This is a genomic window from Variovorax flavidus (assembly GCF_030317145.1).
In the GTDB taxonomy this organism is placed as follows: domain Bacteria; phylum Pseudomonadota; class Gammaproteobacteria; order Burkholderiales; family Burkholderiaceae_C; genus Variovorax; species Variovorax flavidus.
Genome location: NZ_JASZYE010000003.1, coordinates 724388 through 739868 on the forward strand (window position 1 = coordinate 724388; position 15481 = coordinate 739868).

Below are 15481 nucleotides of genomic sequence, written 5' to 3' on the forward strand. Positions count from 1 at the left end.
GCGCATGGCGGCAAGCCCCGTCCTCAAGGCCTGCGCCTGCCTGGTGGACGTCCAAGGTCGACTGCTGGTGTTCCATCATCCCGAGGACAAGGGCATGCAGTTGCCCAAGGGCACCATCGAGCCTGGCGAAGCGCCTGAAGACGCGGTGCGCCGCGAACTGCTGGAGGAATCCGGCATTCACTACACCGGCGACCTGGTGCCGCTGGGCACCATCGACCGCTACTGCGAAGCGGGTGTCGAAGGCAACAAGTACCGCCACCCGCAGCTCTGGCACCTGTTCCTGATGCGCCACGAGGCACCCTTGCCCGAGACTTTCGACCATGTGGCCATGGGCAGCCCCGAAGAAGACGGTCTGGTGTTCAGCTTCAGCTGGCTGACCGCCAACGCCCCCCTGGACAACTTCGGAGCGCCCTACGTCAAAGTCATCACCAAGGTCCGCAGCGCCCTGAAGTCGTGAAACACCGCGGAACCGGCTTCGCCGGGCCGCAGGTGTTGCCCCCGGCAGGGGGTGGGCGGCCACACGAAGTGGGCAAGCCTGGGGGCGAGTTCAGCTCCCCGCGACCTTCATGCGATTGACCAGCAGCGACCCCGTCGTCTTGGCGCCATAGTTGTAGGCATCGGCGCCAACCGCCTCGATCCCCATCAGCATGTCCTTGAGGTTGCCGGCGATCGTGATCTCCTGCACCGGGAACGCGATCCGGCCCTTTTCGACCCAGAAGCCACTCGCGCCGCGTGAGTAGTCGCCCGTCACGTAATTGACGCCCTGCCCCATCAATTCGATCACCAGCAAGCCGGTGCCGAGCTTGGCGAGCATCGCATCGAGGTCGTCGCCCTTCTTCGTGAGCCGCGAGGTCAGCGTGAGGTTGTGCGAACCGCCGGCATTTCCGGTGGTCTTCATGCCCAGCTTGCGCGCCGAATAGGTGCTCAGGAAATAGCCCTCGAGCCGCCCCCCATCGACCACCTTGCGCTTGCGCGTGACCACGCCTTCGTCATCGAAGGGCGAGCTGCCCTTGCCCCGCATCACGTGCGGGTCTTCGAGCACGTCGATGTGCTTGGGCAGCACCGGCTTGCCCAGCGAATCGAGCAGGAAGGTGCTCTTGCGATACAGCGCACCCCCGCTCGTGGCCTGCACGAGGCCACCGAGCAAGCCGGCCGCCAGGGGCGACTCGAACAGCACGGGGCACTCGGTCGTCTTGATCTTGCGCGACTTGAGGCGGCTCAGCGCTCGCTCCGCCGCATAACGCCCGACGGCTTGCGGGCTCGCCAACTCATCGGCCGAGCGCATGGAGCTGTACCAGGCGTCGCGCTGCATGTCGTCACCCTTGCCGGCGATCGGCGCGACCGAGATCGAATGCCGCGAACTGGCGTAGCCGCCGCGAAAACCGCGCGTATGGGCACTGAAGAAGTGACTCTGCTGCGCCGAGACGCCCGCGCCCTCGCTGTTGGTGATGCGCTTGTCGGTCGACAAGGCGGCGGCTTCGCATTCGAGCGCCATCTCGGCGGCCTGCTCGCTGGTGACAGCCCAGGGGTGGAACAGGTCCAGGTCGGGCTGCTCCTTGGCGATGTCGGCTTCGTCGGGCAGGCCGCTGACCGGGTCCTCGGCCGTGAAGCGCGCAATGTCGTAGGCCGCCTGCACGGTCTGCGCCACGGCAGCCTCGGAGAAGTCGGAAGTGCTGGCGTTGCCGCGGCGGTGGCCGACGTACACCGTGACGCCGAGCGACTTGTCGCGGTTGCGCTCGACGTTCTCGAGCTCGCCCTTGCGCACGGAGACGCTCAGGCCGCAGCCTTCGGACGCCTCGGCGCCGGCATCGGTCGCTCCGAGCTTCTTGGCGTGGGCCAAGGCCGAGTCGACCAGGTTTTCGAAGAATGAACGGCTGTAGGCGAAGCCGGAATCGGCGCGCGAGGTTGATGTGGTCATGTGTTGGCTATGATACTTGCGCCCCCTGTTCCCGATGGTGCGGCCAACGATTGCCTCTATGTCCCGCAAACCTAAAAAAGGCTACTTCGTCCGTGGCCAGTTCGTCGCCGAAGGCAGCGAACTCGATCTTGAACTCAAACGTGAGCTCAAAGGCACCGACGCGGCAAGCAAGACCGACCTCAAACGCGAAAGCGCCGAACTCCAGGCGCTCGGCGAAGCGCTGCTCACGCTGCGCGCCGGCCTCTTCGACAAGCTGGACCTCGGCGACAAGCTGAAGGACGCCGTCGAGGAAGCCAAGCGCATCACCAACTTCGAGGGCAAGCGCCGCCAGATGCAGTTCATCGGCAAGCTGATGCGCGGCCTCGACGCCGCCACGCTCGACACGGTCCGCTCGGCGCTCGACGAGCAGAACCGCGGTCCCGCGCAGGAAACTGCCGTGCTGCACGATGCCGAGCGCTGGCGCGACCGCCTCATCGCCGACGACGATGCGCTGGGCGGCTGGATCGAGACACATCCCGGCACCGACGCCCAGCAGCTGCGCGCCCTGATCCGCCAGGCGCGCAAGGACATCAAGGCCGGGCCGCCCGGCGAGGCGCCGCGCCAGGGCAAGGCCTACCGCGAAGTCTTCCAGCTTGTGCGCGCGCAGCTGAGCGTGCACGGCACGGACGACCACGCGGCCGAAGCGGCCGCCCAGTCGCGCGAGGAAGACGCATGAGCGAGTCGTTGCCGATGGATCCCGTCCGGATCGGGATCGTGTCGATCAGCGACCGCGCGTCCAGCGGCGTCTATGAGGACAAGGGCCTGCCTGCACTGCAGGAGTGGCTCCAGCGCGCGCTGCGCAACCCGATCACCTTCGAGTCGCGACTGATCCCCGACGAGCAAGCCGGCATCAGCGCCGCGCTGATCGACCTGGTCGACGCAGGTTGTTCGCTGGTGCTGACGACCGGCGGCACCGGGCCGGCGCTGCGCGACGTGACGCCAGAGGCGACGCTCGCCGTCGCACACAAGGAAATGCCGGGCTTCGGCGAACAGATGCGGCAGATCAGCCTGCGTTTCGTGCCGACCGCGATCCTGTCGCGGCAGGTCGCCGTGATCCGGAACCAGAGCCTGATCATCAACCTGCCGGGCCAGCCCAAGTCGATCGCCGAAACGCTCGAAGGGCTGAGGAACGCGGACGGAACCCAGGCGGTGCCGGGCATCTTTGCCGCGGTGCCCTACTGCATCGACCTGATCGGCGGACCCTATCTGGAAACAGACGACACGGTCTGCAAGGCCTTCCGCCCCAAGACCGCGATCCGCACTCGCTGAGTGCCCCCTCCCCGGAGGGAGGGGGAGCAGGAACTCAGGCCAGCGTGTAAGCCGTCTTCACGACAGTGAAGAACTCCTGCGCATACCGCCCCTGCTCACGCGGACCGTAGCTCGAACCCTTGCGGCCGCCAAACGGCACGTGGTAGTCCACCCCCGCCGTCGGCAGGTTCACCATCACCATCCCGGCCTGGCTGTGGCGCTTGAAGTGCGTCGCGTACTTCAGGCTGGTGGTCGCAATGCCCGCCGAGAGACCGAATTCCGTGTCGTTGGCCGTGGCCAGCGCCTCTTCGTAGTTCTTGACCCGGATCACGCTGGCGACCGGACCGAAGATTTCTTCCTTGTTGATGCGCATGCTGGCGACGGATTCGCTGAACAGCGCCGGCGACATGTAGAAGCCCTCGGTGTCGAGCTTGAGCCGCTCGCCGCCCGCTGCCAGCGTGGCACCTTCGCCCTGGCCGATCTCGATGTAGTTCAAGTCCTGCTGCAACTGGCTCTCGCTGGAGACCGGACCGATGTCCGTGCCCTGCGCGAGCGCATCGCCCACCTTGATCTTGGCCATGCGCGCCTTCATCGCCTCGATGAACTTGGGATAGATGCCTTCGGTCACGATCAGCCGGCTCGAAGCCGTGCAGCGCTGACCCGTCGAATAGAAAGCGCTCTGCACGCTGAGTTCGACGGCCTGATTCAGGTCGGCGTCGTCCAGCACGACTTGCGGGTTCTTGCCACCCATCTCCAGCTGCACCTTCTTGTGGTTGGTCGCGCACTGGATGGCGATGTTGCGGCCCACGCCCACCGAACCGGTGAAGCTGATCGCGTGGATGCCCGGATGATTGACCAGCGCATCGCCGATCACGCTGCCGCGTCCCATCACCAGGTTGAACACGCCGGCCGGAATGCCCGAGCGGCTGATGATCTCCGCCAGCGCCCAGGCGCAGCCGGGCACGAGGTCGGCGGGCTTCAGCACCACGCAATTGCCGAAAGCGAGCGCCGGCGCAATCTTCCACGCGGGAATCGCGATCGGGAAGTTCCAGGGCGTGATGAGGCCCACCACGCCCACGGGTTCGCGCGTGATCTCCACGCCGATGCCGGGGCGCACGGAGGGAATGACTTCGCCCGAGAGGCGCAGGCATTCGCCGGCGAAGAACTTGAAGATCTGGCCCGCGCGCGTGGCCTCGCCGATGCCTTCGGCCTTGGTCTTGCCTTCCTCGCGTGCGAGCAGCGTGCCGAGCTCTTCCTTGCGCGCGATGATTTCATTGCCGATCTTGTCGAGCGCTTCGGAGCGCGCCTGGATGCCGCCGGTCGACCAGGCGGGGAAGGCTGCAGTGGCGGCTGCGACCGCGGCATTCACCTGGTTCGCATCGCCCTGCGCGTATTGGCCCAGCACGTCGGCCAGGTTGCTCGGATTGGTGTTGGCGCTGTAGCTGACACCGGCGAGCCATTCGCCGTTGATGAGGTTGTCGAAGTTCTGCATGGCTTGGGTCCTTGGAGTCGGTCGGAAAAAGCACAGGGCCGCATGGCGGCCCTGCGCGCATTGGCAAAGGGTAGCGGGTCGGCCTGCCGCACAGGGGAATCAGCCCGCTTCCCAGCGTTGGCCGGAGGGCCACGCCGCTTATTGCGGCGGGCGCACCGCCTGGCGGGCCAGCAGCTTCCAGTAGTCGCCCTGCTTCTGCCAGACGCCGAGGATCTTGATGCTGACCTTGCCGGGCTTGCCCGAGTCGTTCGTGTCGGCCGTGAGCGTGTGCCGCACGATCGCCACGTTGTCGATCACGTTGATGGTCTGCTCGGTGATCGTGATGGTCACGAAGTCCGATTTGCCGTCCATCAGATCGCTGATGAAACTCGTCTTGGTATCGACCTTGCCGCCGGAATGGCCGTAGCTCAGATCGTCGGCGACCAGCGCGCCGAGCGCCTCGGGCGTTGGGTCGATCATGGCAACGCGCAGCTTCTCAGCTGCAGCGGCCACGGCCGGCGCCGCAGCGGGGTCCTTGGCGCGCATCGTCGTGCAGCCGGCGAAAGCCGCGGTTGCGGCAGCGATGAGGATGAGTTTCTTCAGCATGTCTTTGTCTCCTGGTGTTGTGGTTGTGGATCGGCGAAAAAAACTTACTGCGGGCCGAGCTTGTCGATCAGCGCCGCCAGGGCTTCGTACTCATTGGACTTGAGTTCGGTCAGCGGGGTACGCACGGGGCCCGCGTCGTGTCCGACGATCTTGGCACCGGCCTTCACGATGCTCACGGCGTAGCCCTGGCCCTTGTTGCGGATCTCCAGGTACGGCATGAAGAAGTCCTTGAGGAGGCGGTGCTGCGTGGCAATGTCGTCCTTTGCGACCGCATGGTAGAAATCCATCGCAGTCTTCGGGATGAAGTTGAAGACGGCCGACGAATACACCGGCGTGCCCAGGGCCTTGTAGGCCGCTGCATAGACCTCCGCCGTCGGCAGGCCGCCGAGGTACGCGAAGCGATCGCCCATGCGCAGGTGGATGGAGCTCATCAGTTCGATGTCGCCGATGCCGTCCTTGAAGCCGACGAGGTTGGGGCAGCGTTCGGCCAGCTTTTCGAGCGTCGCGGGATAGAGCTTGCTCTGGCCGCGGTTGTAGACGATGACGCCGAACTTCACACTCTTGCAAACGGCTTCGACGTGCGCGGCGAGGCCTTCCTGGCCGGCTTCGGTGAGGTAGTGCGGCAGCAGCAGCACGCCGTGTGCGCCCGCCTTCTCGGCTGCTTGCGCGCACTGGATCGCGAAACGCGTGGGGCCGCCTGCGCCCGCGATGATCGGCACCTTGCCGCGGCAGGTATCGACTGCGGTCTGAATGATCCCGGGATATTCGTCGCCGGTCAGCGAGAAGAATTCGCCCGTGCCGCCGGCAGCGAAGAGCGCGCTCGCGCCGTAGGGAGCCAGCCATTCGAGGCGCTCGATGTAGCCCTTCTTGTTGAAGGTGCCGTCGGCGTCGAAGTCGGTCAGGGGGAACGACAGCAGGCCGGAGCCCATGATGGATTTGAGTTCTTGAGGATTCATTTCAGAAGTAGTGAGACGAAGGGAAAAGGTCCGGAAGACGGCCAGCGCCGCGCCGCCCCATGGCGAGCCGCGGGAAGGCCAGGGTTCAGTCGAGCTTGATCTGTGCGGCGTTCACGACCTTGGCCCAGCGCGAGCGTTCCTTCTCGAAGAACTGCTCCTGTTCGGCCGGCGCCATGGTCACGACTTCGGCGCCTTGCCCCGCAAGGCGCGAGCGGATGTCGGCGGAGCGGATGATCGTGACCAGTTCCTTGTTCAGGCGCTGAACCAGTGCGTCCGGTGTGCCGCGGGGCGCCAGCACGCCCTGCCATGTGCCGGACTCGAAGCCGGGAACGCCCTGCTCCGCGATGGTCGGCACATCGCCGATCAGCGGCATGCGCGTGCCCTTGGAGACGCCCAGCACCTTCAGCTTGCCGCTTTGCACGTGCGGCAGCGTCGCGAGCATGCCGTTCATGAGCACCTGGGTCTGCCCGGCGACGGTGTCCTGCACCGCCTGCACGCCACCCTTGTAGGGTACGTACTGCCAGCGCGCGCCACTCGCGCGTTCGAGCGCCACGCCCGCGAGGTGCGGTGCGCTGCCGGTGGCCGTCACCGCGAAGTTCAGGTCCGACTTCTTCGACAGCGCAATCAGTTCCTTGAGGTTGTTGGCCTGCACCGACGGGTGCACCACCAGCAGATGCGGCGAATAGGCCAGCATGGTGACGCCGCGCAGATCCTTGGACGGGTCGAAAGACAGCTTGGTGTAGACCGACGGGCTGATCGCCAGCGCACCGACGTCGCACAACAGAAGCGTGTAGCCGTCGCCCGGCGCCTTCGAAACCAGGTCCGCGCCGAGATTGCCGTTCGCGCCGGCCCTGTTCTCGACGATGACGGATTGCTTCAGTGCCTCCGACAGCGGCTGGCTGATGGAACGGGCAATGATGTCGGACGACCCGCCGGGCGGGTACGGCACGACGATGCGGATCGGCCTTGCAGGCCAGGCATCGGCCGCCTGTGCGCCGCCGGCGGCCACGAGGCCGGCTGCTCCCACTGCGCCGAGCATGAGATCGCGTCGATTCAAGGTCATGTGTTGGTGTCTCCTGGTGCGATTGAGGGGTTGAATTGCGCGTCGTCTACCGGCGGCCGGATGCGACGTCGAATGTCATCAGTCATCGTACAACTAGATTCGTGCGATGTCCAGCCTTGCAGCACATGCTGATTCAAGTCGCCGGAGCGACGGGGGTCGAGGCCGCAGCGTCGGAGGCCGGCGCTGGCTCGGCGGCGTTCTTGGCCGCTTCCTGCGCGACGCGCAGGCGCTCGCGGCTATTCGTCAGATGGATGCGCATGGCGGCCCGCGCCGACTCGGGATCCCGGCGCGCGATGGCCGCGTAGATCTCTTCATGCTCGCGGTTCACGCGGGTGAGGTACTCGCCGCGCCGGTCGTGATTGCGGATGGCGGTGATGCGCGTGCGCGGGATGATCGTGGTGCCCAGATGGCTCATGATGTCGGCGAAATACGAATTGCCCGTTGCCTGCGCGATCTGGAGATGGAAGCGGAAATCGGGCTCCACCGTATCCCCCGCCACGGCGACGTTGCGCTCGAAATCATCCAGCGCCTCCCGCATGGCAAGCAACTGCTCTTCGGTGCGACGCGTCGCGGCCAGGCCGGCCGATTCGGTCTCGAGGCTGATGCGAAGCTCCAGCACCGCAAGCACATCGACCGAGGTGGCGATGTCCGACGCATCGAGCCGGAACATGCCGGCCGTGCGCGGCTGAAGCACGAAGGTTCCAATGCCGTGATGCGTTTCCACGAGCCCTGCTGCCTGCAGCTTCGACAGCGCCTCGCGCACGACGGTGCGACTCACGCCATAGGCTTGCATGATGGCGGACTCGGTCGGCAGTTTGTCGCCCGGCCGCAGTTGCTGGCTGCGGATCTTCTCGCCCAGATCGTCCACCAGGCCATGGGCCAGCCCACGAACCCTCCGACGCGGATTCGCGCCGAAGGCAGGTTGTTCGGTCGTTGCGGTTGACCCCGTTGACAGGCTCGACATGCCATGATGATAATCGCCGCGATGTTGTATGACAACAGATAACTTACGACCAGAAACCTGACACCCATGAGCGAGACATTTCCCAACCCGCTGCGCGTTAGCCGACTGCTCTTGACCGGGGCCGCCGGCGGCTTGGGCAAAGTGCTGCGCGAGCGCCTGCGCCCCTACGCCGACGTGCTGCGCGTCTCCGACATCGCGGCCCTGTCCCCGGCCGAAGGCCCGCACGAAGAAGTCGTGCCCTGCAACCTCGCCGACAAGGCGGCCGTCGACGCACTGGTCTCCGGCTGCGACGCCATCGTGCATCTTGGCGGAGTGTCCGTGGAGCGCCCCTTCGAGGAAATCCTCGAAGCCAACATCAAGGGCGTGTTCCACATCTATGAGGCCGCGCGCCGCCACGGCGTGAAGCGCGTGGTCTTCGCCAGTTCCAATCACGTGATCGGCTTCTACAAGCAGAGCGAACACCTGGACGCCCATGTCGCCCGCCGTCCGGACGGCTATTACGGCCTGTCGAAATCCTTCGGCGAGGACGTGGCCCAGTTCTACTTCGACCGCTGGGGCATCGAGACCGTCAGCATCCGCATCGGCTCCTCCTTCCCCGAGCCGGCCAACCGCCGGATGATGAGCACCTGGCTCAGCTACCGCGACCTGACCAACCTGATCGAGAAGTCGCTCTTCACGCCCGACGTGAAGCACACCGTCGTCTACGGCATGTCCGCCAACCGCGACGTGTGGTGGGACAACGATGCCGCGGCGCACCTGGGCTTCGTGCCGCAGGACAGCTCCGAAGTCTTCCGCGCGAAGGTCGAGGCACAGCCGCCCGTCGCGCCCACCGACCCGAACGCCATCTACCAGGGCGGAGCCTTCACGGCCCAGGGCCCCTTCGGCGATTGAGCGCGATGTCCGCCAACGCCGAACTCGTGGTCGACGCGCGCTGCGGCACGGGCGAAAGCCCCGTCTGGTCCGTTGCGGAAGAGGCCCTGTACTGGGTCGACATTCCCGGCCGTGCGCTCCACCGCTGGTCCGCCGATGGCCATGCGCAGTGGACCTCCGACGAAATGCCCGCCTGCATCGCACCGCGCGCCGACGCGCCGGGCGCCTGGATCGCGGGCATGGAAAGCGGGATCTTCTCCATCGAGACGCAGGATGACGGCCGGCTCGAAGCCTTCCGGCTGGCGTCCGTCACGCACGCGGCGCCGGGCATGCGCTTCAACGACGGCCGCTGCGACCGCCAGGGCCGCTTCTGGGCCGGCACGATGCTGATGGACATGGCCGCCGGCTCGCGCGTCGGACGCGTCTACCGCCAGGACAAGTCCGACACGGCGCCGACGATCCAGCTGGAGGACTTCATCGTCCCCAATGGACTCGCCTTCAGCCCCGACGGCCGCACCATGTACCTGTCCGACTCGCACCCCAGCGTGCAGACGATCTGGGCTTTCGACTACGACATCGCGACCGGAACGCCCTCCAACCGGCGAGTGTTCGTCGACATGAATCCCCTCCCCGGCCGACCTGACGGCGCGGCGATCGACGCCGACGGCTGCTACTGGATCTGCGGCAACGACGCCGGCCTGGTGCATCGCTTCACGCCCGAGGGCAAGCTCGACCGCTCGCTCGCCGTACCCGTCAAGAAGCCCGCCATGTGCGCATTCGGCGGCCCGAAGCTCGACACGCTGTTCGTCACGTCGATCCGCCCCGTCGGCGACCTCTCCGATCAACCCTTGGCCGGTGGCGTTTTCGCGCTGCGTCCGGGCACCCAGGGCATCCCCGAACCCATGTTCGGGGCCTGAATCCAGATTTCATTTTCACGACAACCACCAGCAGAGGAAGACAAATGAAGGTTCATAAACACGCACTCATCGTCGCCATCGCGGCCTGCATGACCGCGATGGCCGCACAGGCCACCGAGTTCCGGTCGGCCGACATCCATCCCGACGACTACCCGACGGTCACGGCCGTCAAGTTCATGAGCGAGCGTCTCAAGCAACTCTCGGGTGGCAAGGACAGCATCAAGGTGTTCAACAACAGCGCCCTGGGCAGCGAGAAGGACACGATCGAGCAGGCCAAGATCGGCGCGCTGCAGATGGTGCGCGTCAACATCGCCCCGATGAACAACATCTGCGCCGAGACGCAGGTGCCGACCATGCCCTTCCTGTTCCGCTCGGTGGACCACCTGCACAAGGTGCTCGACGGCCCGATCGGCGAAGAGATCCTCAAGTCCTGCGAAAAGCAGGGCTTCATCGGCCTCGCCTACTACGACAGCGGCGCACGCTCGATGTTCACTGCCAAGAAGCCGGTGCGCAGCTTCGCCGACATGAAGGGCCTGAAGGTCCGCGTGCAGCAGTCCGACCTGTGGGTTTCGATGCTCGAAGCCATGGGCGCCAACGCCACGCCGATGCCGATGGGCGAGGTCTACACCGGCCTCAAGACCGGCCTGATCGACGCCGCCGAGAACAACTACCCCACCTACGAAAGCGCACGCGCCTTCGAAGTCGCCAAGTACTACACCAAGACCGAGCACTCGATGGCCCCCGAGATGCTGCTGTTCTCCAAGCGCGCGTGGGACAAGCTCTCGCCCGAAGAGCAAGGCTGGATCCGCCAGGCCGCCAAGGAGTCGGTGCCCTACATGCGCAAGCAGTGGGAAGAACGTGAAGTCAAGTCGCTCGCGACCGTGAAGGCCGGCGGCGCCGAGATCATCGAGATCGACAAGGCCCCGTTCCAGGCCGCGATGAAGCCCGTGTACGACAAGTTCATCGTCGACGCGAAGCTGAAGGACCTCGTCAAGCGCGTGCAGGACACCAAGTAAGTCCGGTCTTCCCCACCCTGCCCCTCTCCGCACGCGAGAGGGGCAAAGGCACATCATGTACACGAAAATCTGCCGCACGCTGGCTCGCGCCTGCATGTGGCTGGGCATCTTCGGCCTCGTCGCGGTGATCTGCGCCGTGAGCTGGCAAGTGTTCGGCCGCTACGTCCTCAACAACACCCCCACGTGGGCAGAAAGCCTCGCGCTGCTGCTCGTGCTCTACGTGACCATGCTCGGCGTTGCAGTCGGCGTGCGCGACGCGGGCCACATCGGGCTTGAATCCTTCCTCGTGCTCGCGCCCGACTGGCTGCGCCTGAAGATGGAGTTCCTGATCCATTTCCTGATCCTGCTGTTCGGCGCCGCAATGGCCTGGAATTGCGCCTCGCTGGCCGAATCGGTCTGGAGCTATCGCCTTCCCACGCTGTGGATCTCCGAAGGCTGGAAATACGTGCCGGCCGCAGTGTCCGGCGTCCTGATCGTGATGTTCTCGATCGAACACATCATCGCGCTTGCCAAGGGCGGCGAAGTCGAACCCGCCTGGACCTGAGCAATGACCATTCCTCTCCTCATCCTCTGCGTTTCCTTCACGCTCTTCCTGCTGCTGGGCGTACCGGTCGCGTTCTCCATCGGCCTGTCGGCCCTTTCCACCCTGCTCTATGAGGGTCTTCCGCTGGAAGTCGGTTTCCAGCAGATGACCTCGGGCATGGGCATCTTCTCGTTCCTCGCGATTCCGTTCTTCATCTTTGCCGGCGAGCTGATGCTCTATGGCGGCATCGCCGACCGCATCGTGAATCTCGCGCGCGATCTGGTGGGTCACGTGCGCGGCGGCCTCGGCATGTCGAACGTGGTGGCCTGCACCTTGTTCGGCGGCGTCTCGGGCTCACCCGTGGCCGACGTCTCGGCGATGGGCGCCGTGATGATCCCGATGATGAAGAAAGAGGGCTACCACGCCGACTACGCCGTCAACGTGACGACGCACGCGGCACTTGTGGGCGCTCTGATGCCGACCAGCCACAACCTGATCATCTATTCGCTCGCGGCAGGCGGCAAGGTGTCCATCGCGGCGCTGATCCTGGCGGCGTTGCTGCCGGCGGCAGTGCTCACCATCAGCAACCTCGCCGCGGCCTATCTGGTCGCAGTGAAGCGCGGCTACCCCGCAGGCACCTTCCCGGGCTGGCAGATCGTGGCGCGTTCGTTCGCGGCGGCGTTGCCGGGCCTGTTCATCGTGGTGCTGATCCTCGGCGGCATCCTGTCCGGCGTGTTCACCGCGACCGAATCGGCCGCCGTGGCCGTGCTGTACGCGCTGGCGCTGACGATCTTCGTCTACCGCACGCTGAAGTGGGAGCACTTCATCAAGGCGGCGTCGAAGGCGGTGCGTACCACGGGTGTGATCCTGCTGCTGATCGGCATCTCGAGCACCTTCGGCTACCTCATCAGCCTGTACGGCGTGGCGGAGCTGACGGGCCAGATGCTGTCGCAGATCACGAGCACGCCATGGGTGATCTTCCTGCTGATCAACGTCATCCTGTTCGTCCTGGGCACCTTCCTGGACATGGCTGCGACCATTCTCCTGTGCACGCCGATCTTCCTGCCCATCGCACAGCAGTACGGCATGACCTCGGTCCAGTTCGGCATCGTGATGCTCATCAACTGCGCGCTGGGCCTCAACACGCCACCGGTGGGCACGACCCAGTTCGTGGGCTGCGCGATCGGCGGGGTGTCGGTGGGCACAGTGATGAAGACGATCTGGCCCTTCTACGGCGCATTGATCTTCGCGCTGGGCGTCGTCACCTTTGTTCCGGCCTTCTCCACGTGGTTGCCAAGCCTCTACATGGTGGTCAAATGATGGACACCCCCGGGCTCGCGCACTTCGTGTCGCTCTCCACCCCCTTGCAGGGGGCAACACCGGCGGCCCGGCGAAGCCGGTTCCGCGGTGTTTCCGGCATCCGGGCGTGCGAGTCTTCGGGCCAAGCTGCGGAGAACTGACATGTGGGAAAGCGCGAAGGCGCCGCTGTGCATCAGCATGGATGAACGCGACAACGTCGCGATCGTGGCCAACGACGGCGGCCTGCCCGCGGGCACCGTGTTCCCCTCGGGCCTGACGCTGGTGGACAAGGTCCCGCAGGCGCACAAGGTGGCGCTGGTGGACATCCCCGAAGGCGGGGAGGTGCGCCGCTACAACGTCGTGATCGGCTATGCGCTCAAGGCGATTCCCGCCGGCAGCTGGGTGCATGAGCGCTTGCTCAAGATGCCCGCGGCGCGCGAACTCGTCGGCCTGCCGATCGCCACCGTCAAGCCCGAGCCGCAACCTGCGCTGGAGGGCTACACCTTCGAGGGCTACCGCAACCCGGATGGCTCGGTGGGCACCCGCAACATCCTGGCGATCACGCAGACCGTGCAATGCGTGGCGGGCGTGACCGATTTCGCCGTGAAGCGCATCAAGTCCGAGCTGCTGCCGAGGTTCCCCCACGTCGATGACGTCGTGGCGCTCGAACACAGCTACGGCTGCGGCGTCGCCATCGATGCGCCGGACGCCATCATCCCGATCCGCACCCTGCGCAACATCAGCCTCAACCCCAACTTCGGCGGCGAGGTCATGGTGGTGAGCCTGGGCTGCGAGAAGCTCCAGCCCGAGCGCCTGATGCCCCCGGGCACCATCCCGCTGATCGACGAACGCAACGTGGCCGACGTCGGCGACAGCGCGGAGAGCAAGCTCGACGTCGTGTGCCTGCAGGACGACGCGCACGTGGGCTTCATGTCGATGGTCGATTCGATCATGCGGCAGGCGGAAGAGCACCTGGAGCGGCTCAACGCCCGGCGCCGCGAGACCGTGCCGGCCAGCGAACTCGTGGTCGGCGTGCAGTGCGGCGGCAGCGACGCCTTCTCGGGCGTCACGGCCAATCCGGCGGTCGGCTTCTGCACCGACCTGCTGGTGCGTGCCGGCGCGACGGTGATGTTCTCGGAAGTCACCGAGGTGCGCGACGGCATCGACCAGCTCACCTCGCGCGCCACCACGCCCGAAGTGGCCGACGCGATGATCCGCGAGATGGCCTGGTACGACGCCTACCTGGACAAGGGGCGGGTCGACCGCAGCGCCAACACCACCCCCGGCAACAAGAAGGGCGGGCTGTCCAACATCGTGGAGAAGGCGATGGGCTCGATCGTGAAGTCGGGCAAGTCGCCCATCTCGGGCGTGATCTCGCCGGGCGAGAAGGTCCGGCAGAAGGGGCTGATCTACGCGGCCACGCCCGCGTCGGACTTCATCTGCGGCACGCTGCAGCTCGCCGCGGGCATGAACCTGCACGTGTTCACCACCGGCCGCGGCACCCCGTACGGGCTGGCCGAAGTGCCCGTCATCAAGGTCGCGACGCGCGCCGACCTGGCCCGCCGCTGGCACGACCTGATGGACATCAACGCCGGGACGATCGCCACCGGCGAGAAGACCATCGCCGACGTCGGCTGGGAGATGTTCCAGTTGATGCTCGACGTCGCGAGCGGCCGCAGGAAGACCTGGGCCGAGCACTGGAAGCTGCACAACGCGCTGGTGCTGTTCAATCCGGCACCCATCACCTGAAGGAGAGCGAAACATGGAAGACCTCAAAGGCCGCAGCGCCCTTGTCACCGGCGCAAGCACGGGCATCGGAGCCGCCGTTGCCATCGGCTACGCCCAGCGCGGCATGCGCGTGGCTGTGCACTACAACAGCTCGGCAGATGCCGCCAAACAGGTGGTCGCGACGATCCAGGCGGCAGGCGGCGATGCCTTTGCTCTGCAGGCGGACGTGCGCGACAGCGCAGCGATCCGGCGTGTCGTGGCCGAAGCCAACGAACGGCTCGGCGGCATCGACGTGCTGGTCAACAACGCGGGCAGCCTCGTGAAGCGGCTGCCGATCGCCGAGTTCGACGACGCGCTGTTCGACGACGTGATGCACATCAACGCGCGTTCGGTGCTGGCGTTCTGCCGTGAGGTCGTGCCGTTGATGCGCAAACAAGGCCGCGGCGGCAGCATCATCAATGTGTCGTCGATCGCGGCGCGCAACGGCGGCGGCCCGGGCGCGTACCTGTACGCAGGTGCGAAAGGCTTCGTCAGCACCGCAACGCACGGCCTTGCCAAGGAACTGGCGCCCGACAACATCCGCGTCAACGCAGTCGCGCCCGGCGTGATCCAGACGCCCTTCCACGACCGCTTCTCCACGCCGCAGCTGCTCGAATCGTTCAAGGCGGCCATCCCGATGGCGCGCATCGGCGAGCCGGACGATTGCGTCGGCGCCTTCCTCTATCTTGCGTCGGCTCAGCTCTCGGGCTATGTGACGGGGCAGGTCATCGAAGTGAACGGCGGGCAGTACATGCCCTGAGTTCCAACGTGCCGCGACACAACGACAAGAAGCGCGGCGCCCACCTTTCAACGGAGACAAGAAC

16 protein-coding genes are annotated in these 15481 nt (G+C 65.9%); 10 read left to right on the forward strand and 6 right to left on the reverse strand.

Going from position 1 to position 15481, the window contains the following annotated elements:
• The first annotated feature begins 4 nt into the window (after positions 1–4).
• Positions 5–457, forward strand: a complete 453-nt coding sequence (locus tag QTH90_RS18650) for an NUDIX domain-containing protein (RefSeq protein WP_286666049.1) — start codon at positions 5–7, stop codon at positions 455–457.
• Between the two features lie 90 nt (positions 458–547).
• On the opposite strand, the gene pmbA is transcribed toward QTH90_RS18650, so the two are convergent.
• A complete protein-coding gene (gene pmbA / locus QTH90_RS18655) occupies positions 548–1918 on the reverse strand; it encodes a metalloprotease PmbA (protein ID WP_286666050.1) in 1371 nt (456 codons plus the stop codon).
• Positions 1919–1976: 58 nt separating this feature from the next.
• Here pmbA and yjgA point away from each other — a divergent pair, with 58 nt between their 5' ends.
• Positions 1977–2633 carry a ribosome biogenesis factor YjgA gene (gene yjgA, locus QTH90_RS18660; protein WP_286666051.1) on the forward strand — a complete coding sequence of 219 codons (657 nt, stop codon included), beginning with the start codon at positions 1977–1979 and terminating at the stop codon, positions 2631–2633.
• A complete protein-coding gene (mog, locus tag QTH90_RS18665; protein ID WP_286666052.1) occupies positions 2630–3226 on the forward strand; it encodes a molybdopterin adenylyltransferase in 597 nt (198 codons plus the stop codon). Before yjgA ends, mog begins: the two co-directional genes overlap by 4 nt.
• A gap of 34 nt (positions 3227–3260) precedes the next feature.
• Here the strand turns inward: mog and QTH90_RS18670 are convergent, their stop codons facing one another.
• The 5 genes from QTH90_RS18670 to QTH90_RS18690 all read right to left on the reverse strand — a co-directional run bounded on the left by QTH90_RS18670 (position 3261) and on the right by QTH90_RS18690 (position 8265).
• On the reverse strand, positions 3261–4697 hold the full coding sequence (locus QTH90_RS18670) for an aldehyde dehydrogenase family protein (protein WP_286666053.1): 1437 nt from the start codon (positions 4695–4697) through the stop codon (positions 3261–3263).
• A 138-nt stretch (positions 4698–4835) separates the two neighbouring features.
• Positions 4836–5282: a nuclear transport factor 2 family protein gene (locus QTH90_RS18675; protein WP_286666054.1), complete on the reverse strand. Its 447-nt coding sequence runs from the start codon at positions 5280–5282 to the stop codon at positions 4836–4838.
• A gap of 44 nt (positions 5283–5326) precedes the next feature.
• Positions 5327–6238 carry a 5-dehydro-4-deoxyglucarate dehydratase gene (gene kdgD / locus QTH90_RS18680; RefSeq protein ID WP_286666055.1) on the reverse strand — a complete coding sequence of 304 codons (912 nt, stop codon included), beginning with the start codon at positions 6236–6238 and terminating at the stop codon, positions 5327–5329.
• An 85-nt stretch (positions 6239–6323) separates the two neighbouring features.
• Entirely contained in the window at positions 6324–7301 is a 978-nt protein-coding gene (locus tag QTH90_RS18685; RefSeq protein ID WP_286666056.1) for a Bug family tripartite tricarboxylate transporter substrate binding protein, read from the reverse strand.
• Between the two features lie 133 nt (positions 7302–7434).
• Positions 7435–8265, reverse strand: a complete 831-nt coding sequence (locus QTH90_RS18690) for a FadR/GntR family transcriptional regulator (protein ID WP_286666057.1) — start codon at positions 8263–8265, stop codon at positions 7435–7437.
• A gap of 66 nt (positions 8266–8331) precedes the next feature.
• On the opposite strand from QTH90_RS18690, the gene QTH90_RS18695 reads away from it, so the two are divergent.
• The 7 genes from QTH90_RS18695 to QTH90_RS18725 all read left to right on the forward strand — a co-directional run bounded on the left by QTH90_RS18695 (position 8332) and on the right by QTH90_RS18725 (position 15417).
• On the forward strand, positions 8332–9156 hold the full coding sequence (locus tag QTH90_RS18695) for an NAD-dependent epimerase/dehydratase family protein (RefSeq protein ID WP_286666058.1): 825 nt from the start codon (positions 8332–8334) through the stop codon (positions 9154–9156).
• A gap of 5 nt (positions 9157–9161) precedes the next feature.
• On the forward strand, positions 9162–10052 hold the full coding sequence (locus QTH90_RS18700; protein WP_286666059.1) for an SMP-30/gluconolactonase/LRE family protein: 891 nt from the start codon (positions 9162–9164) through the stop codon (positions 10050–10052).
• Between the two features lie 44 nt (positions 10053–10096).
• Complete coding sequence (locus tag QTH90_RS18705; protein WP_286666060.1) at positions 10097–11068, forward strand: TRAP transporter substrate-binding protein; 972 nt, start codon at positions 10097–10099, stop codon at positions 11066–11068.
• Positions 11069–11123: 55 nt separating this feature from the next.
• Entirely contained in the window at positions 11124–11612 is a 489-nt protein-coding gene (locus QTH90_RS18710; RefSeq protein WP_286666061.1) for a TRAP transporter small permease, read from the forward strand.
• A 3-nt stretch (positions 11613–11615) separates the two neighbouring features.
• A complete protein-coding gene (locus tag QTH90_RS18715) occupies positions 11616–12911 on the forward strand; it encodes a TRAP transporter large permease (protein WP_286666062.1) in 1296 nt (431 codons plus the stop codon).
• Between the two features lie 141 nt (positions 12912–13052).
• Positions 13053–14639 (forward strand): galactarate dehydratase, encoded by a 1587-nt coding sequence (garD, locus tag QTH90_RS18720; RefSeq protein ID WP_286666063.1) that lies wholly within the window; start codon positions 13053–13055, stop codon positions 14637–14639.
• A 13-nt stretch (positions 14640–14652) separates the two neighbouring features.
• On the forward strand, positions 14653–15417 hold the full coding sequence (locus QTH90_RS18725; protein WP_286666064.1) for an SDR family NAD(P)-dependent oxidoreductase: 765 nt from the start codon (positions 14653–14655) through the stop codon (positions 15415–15417).
• The last annotated feature ends 64 nt before the right edge of the window (positions 15418–15481 follow it).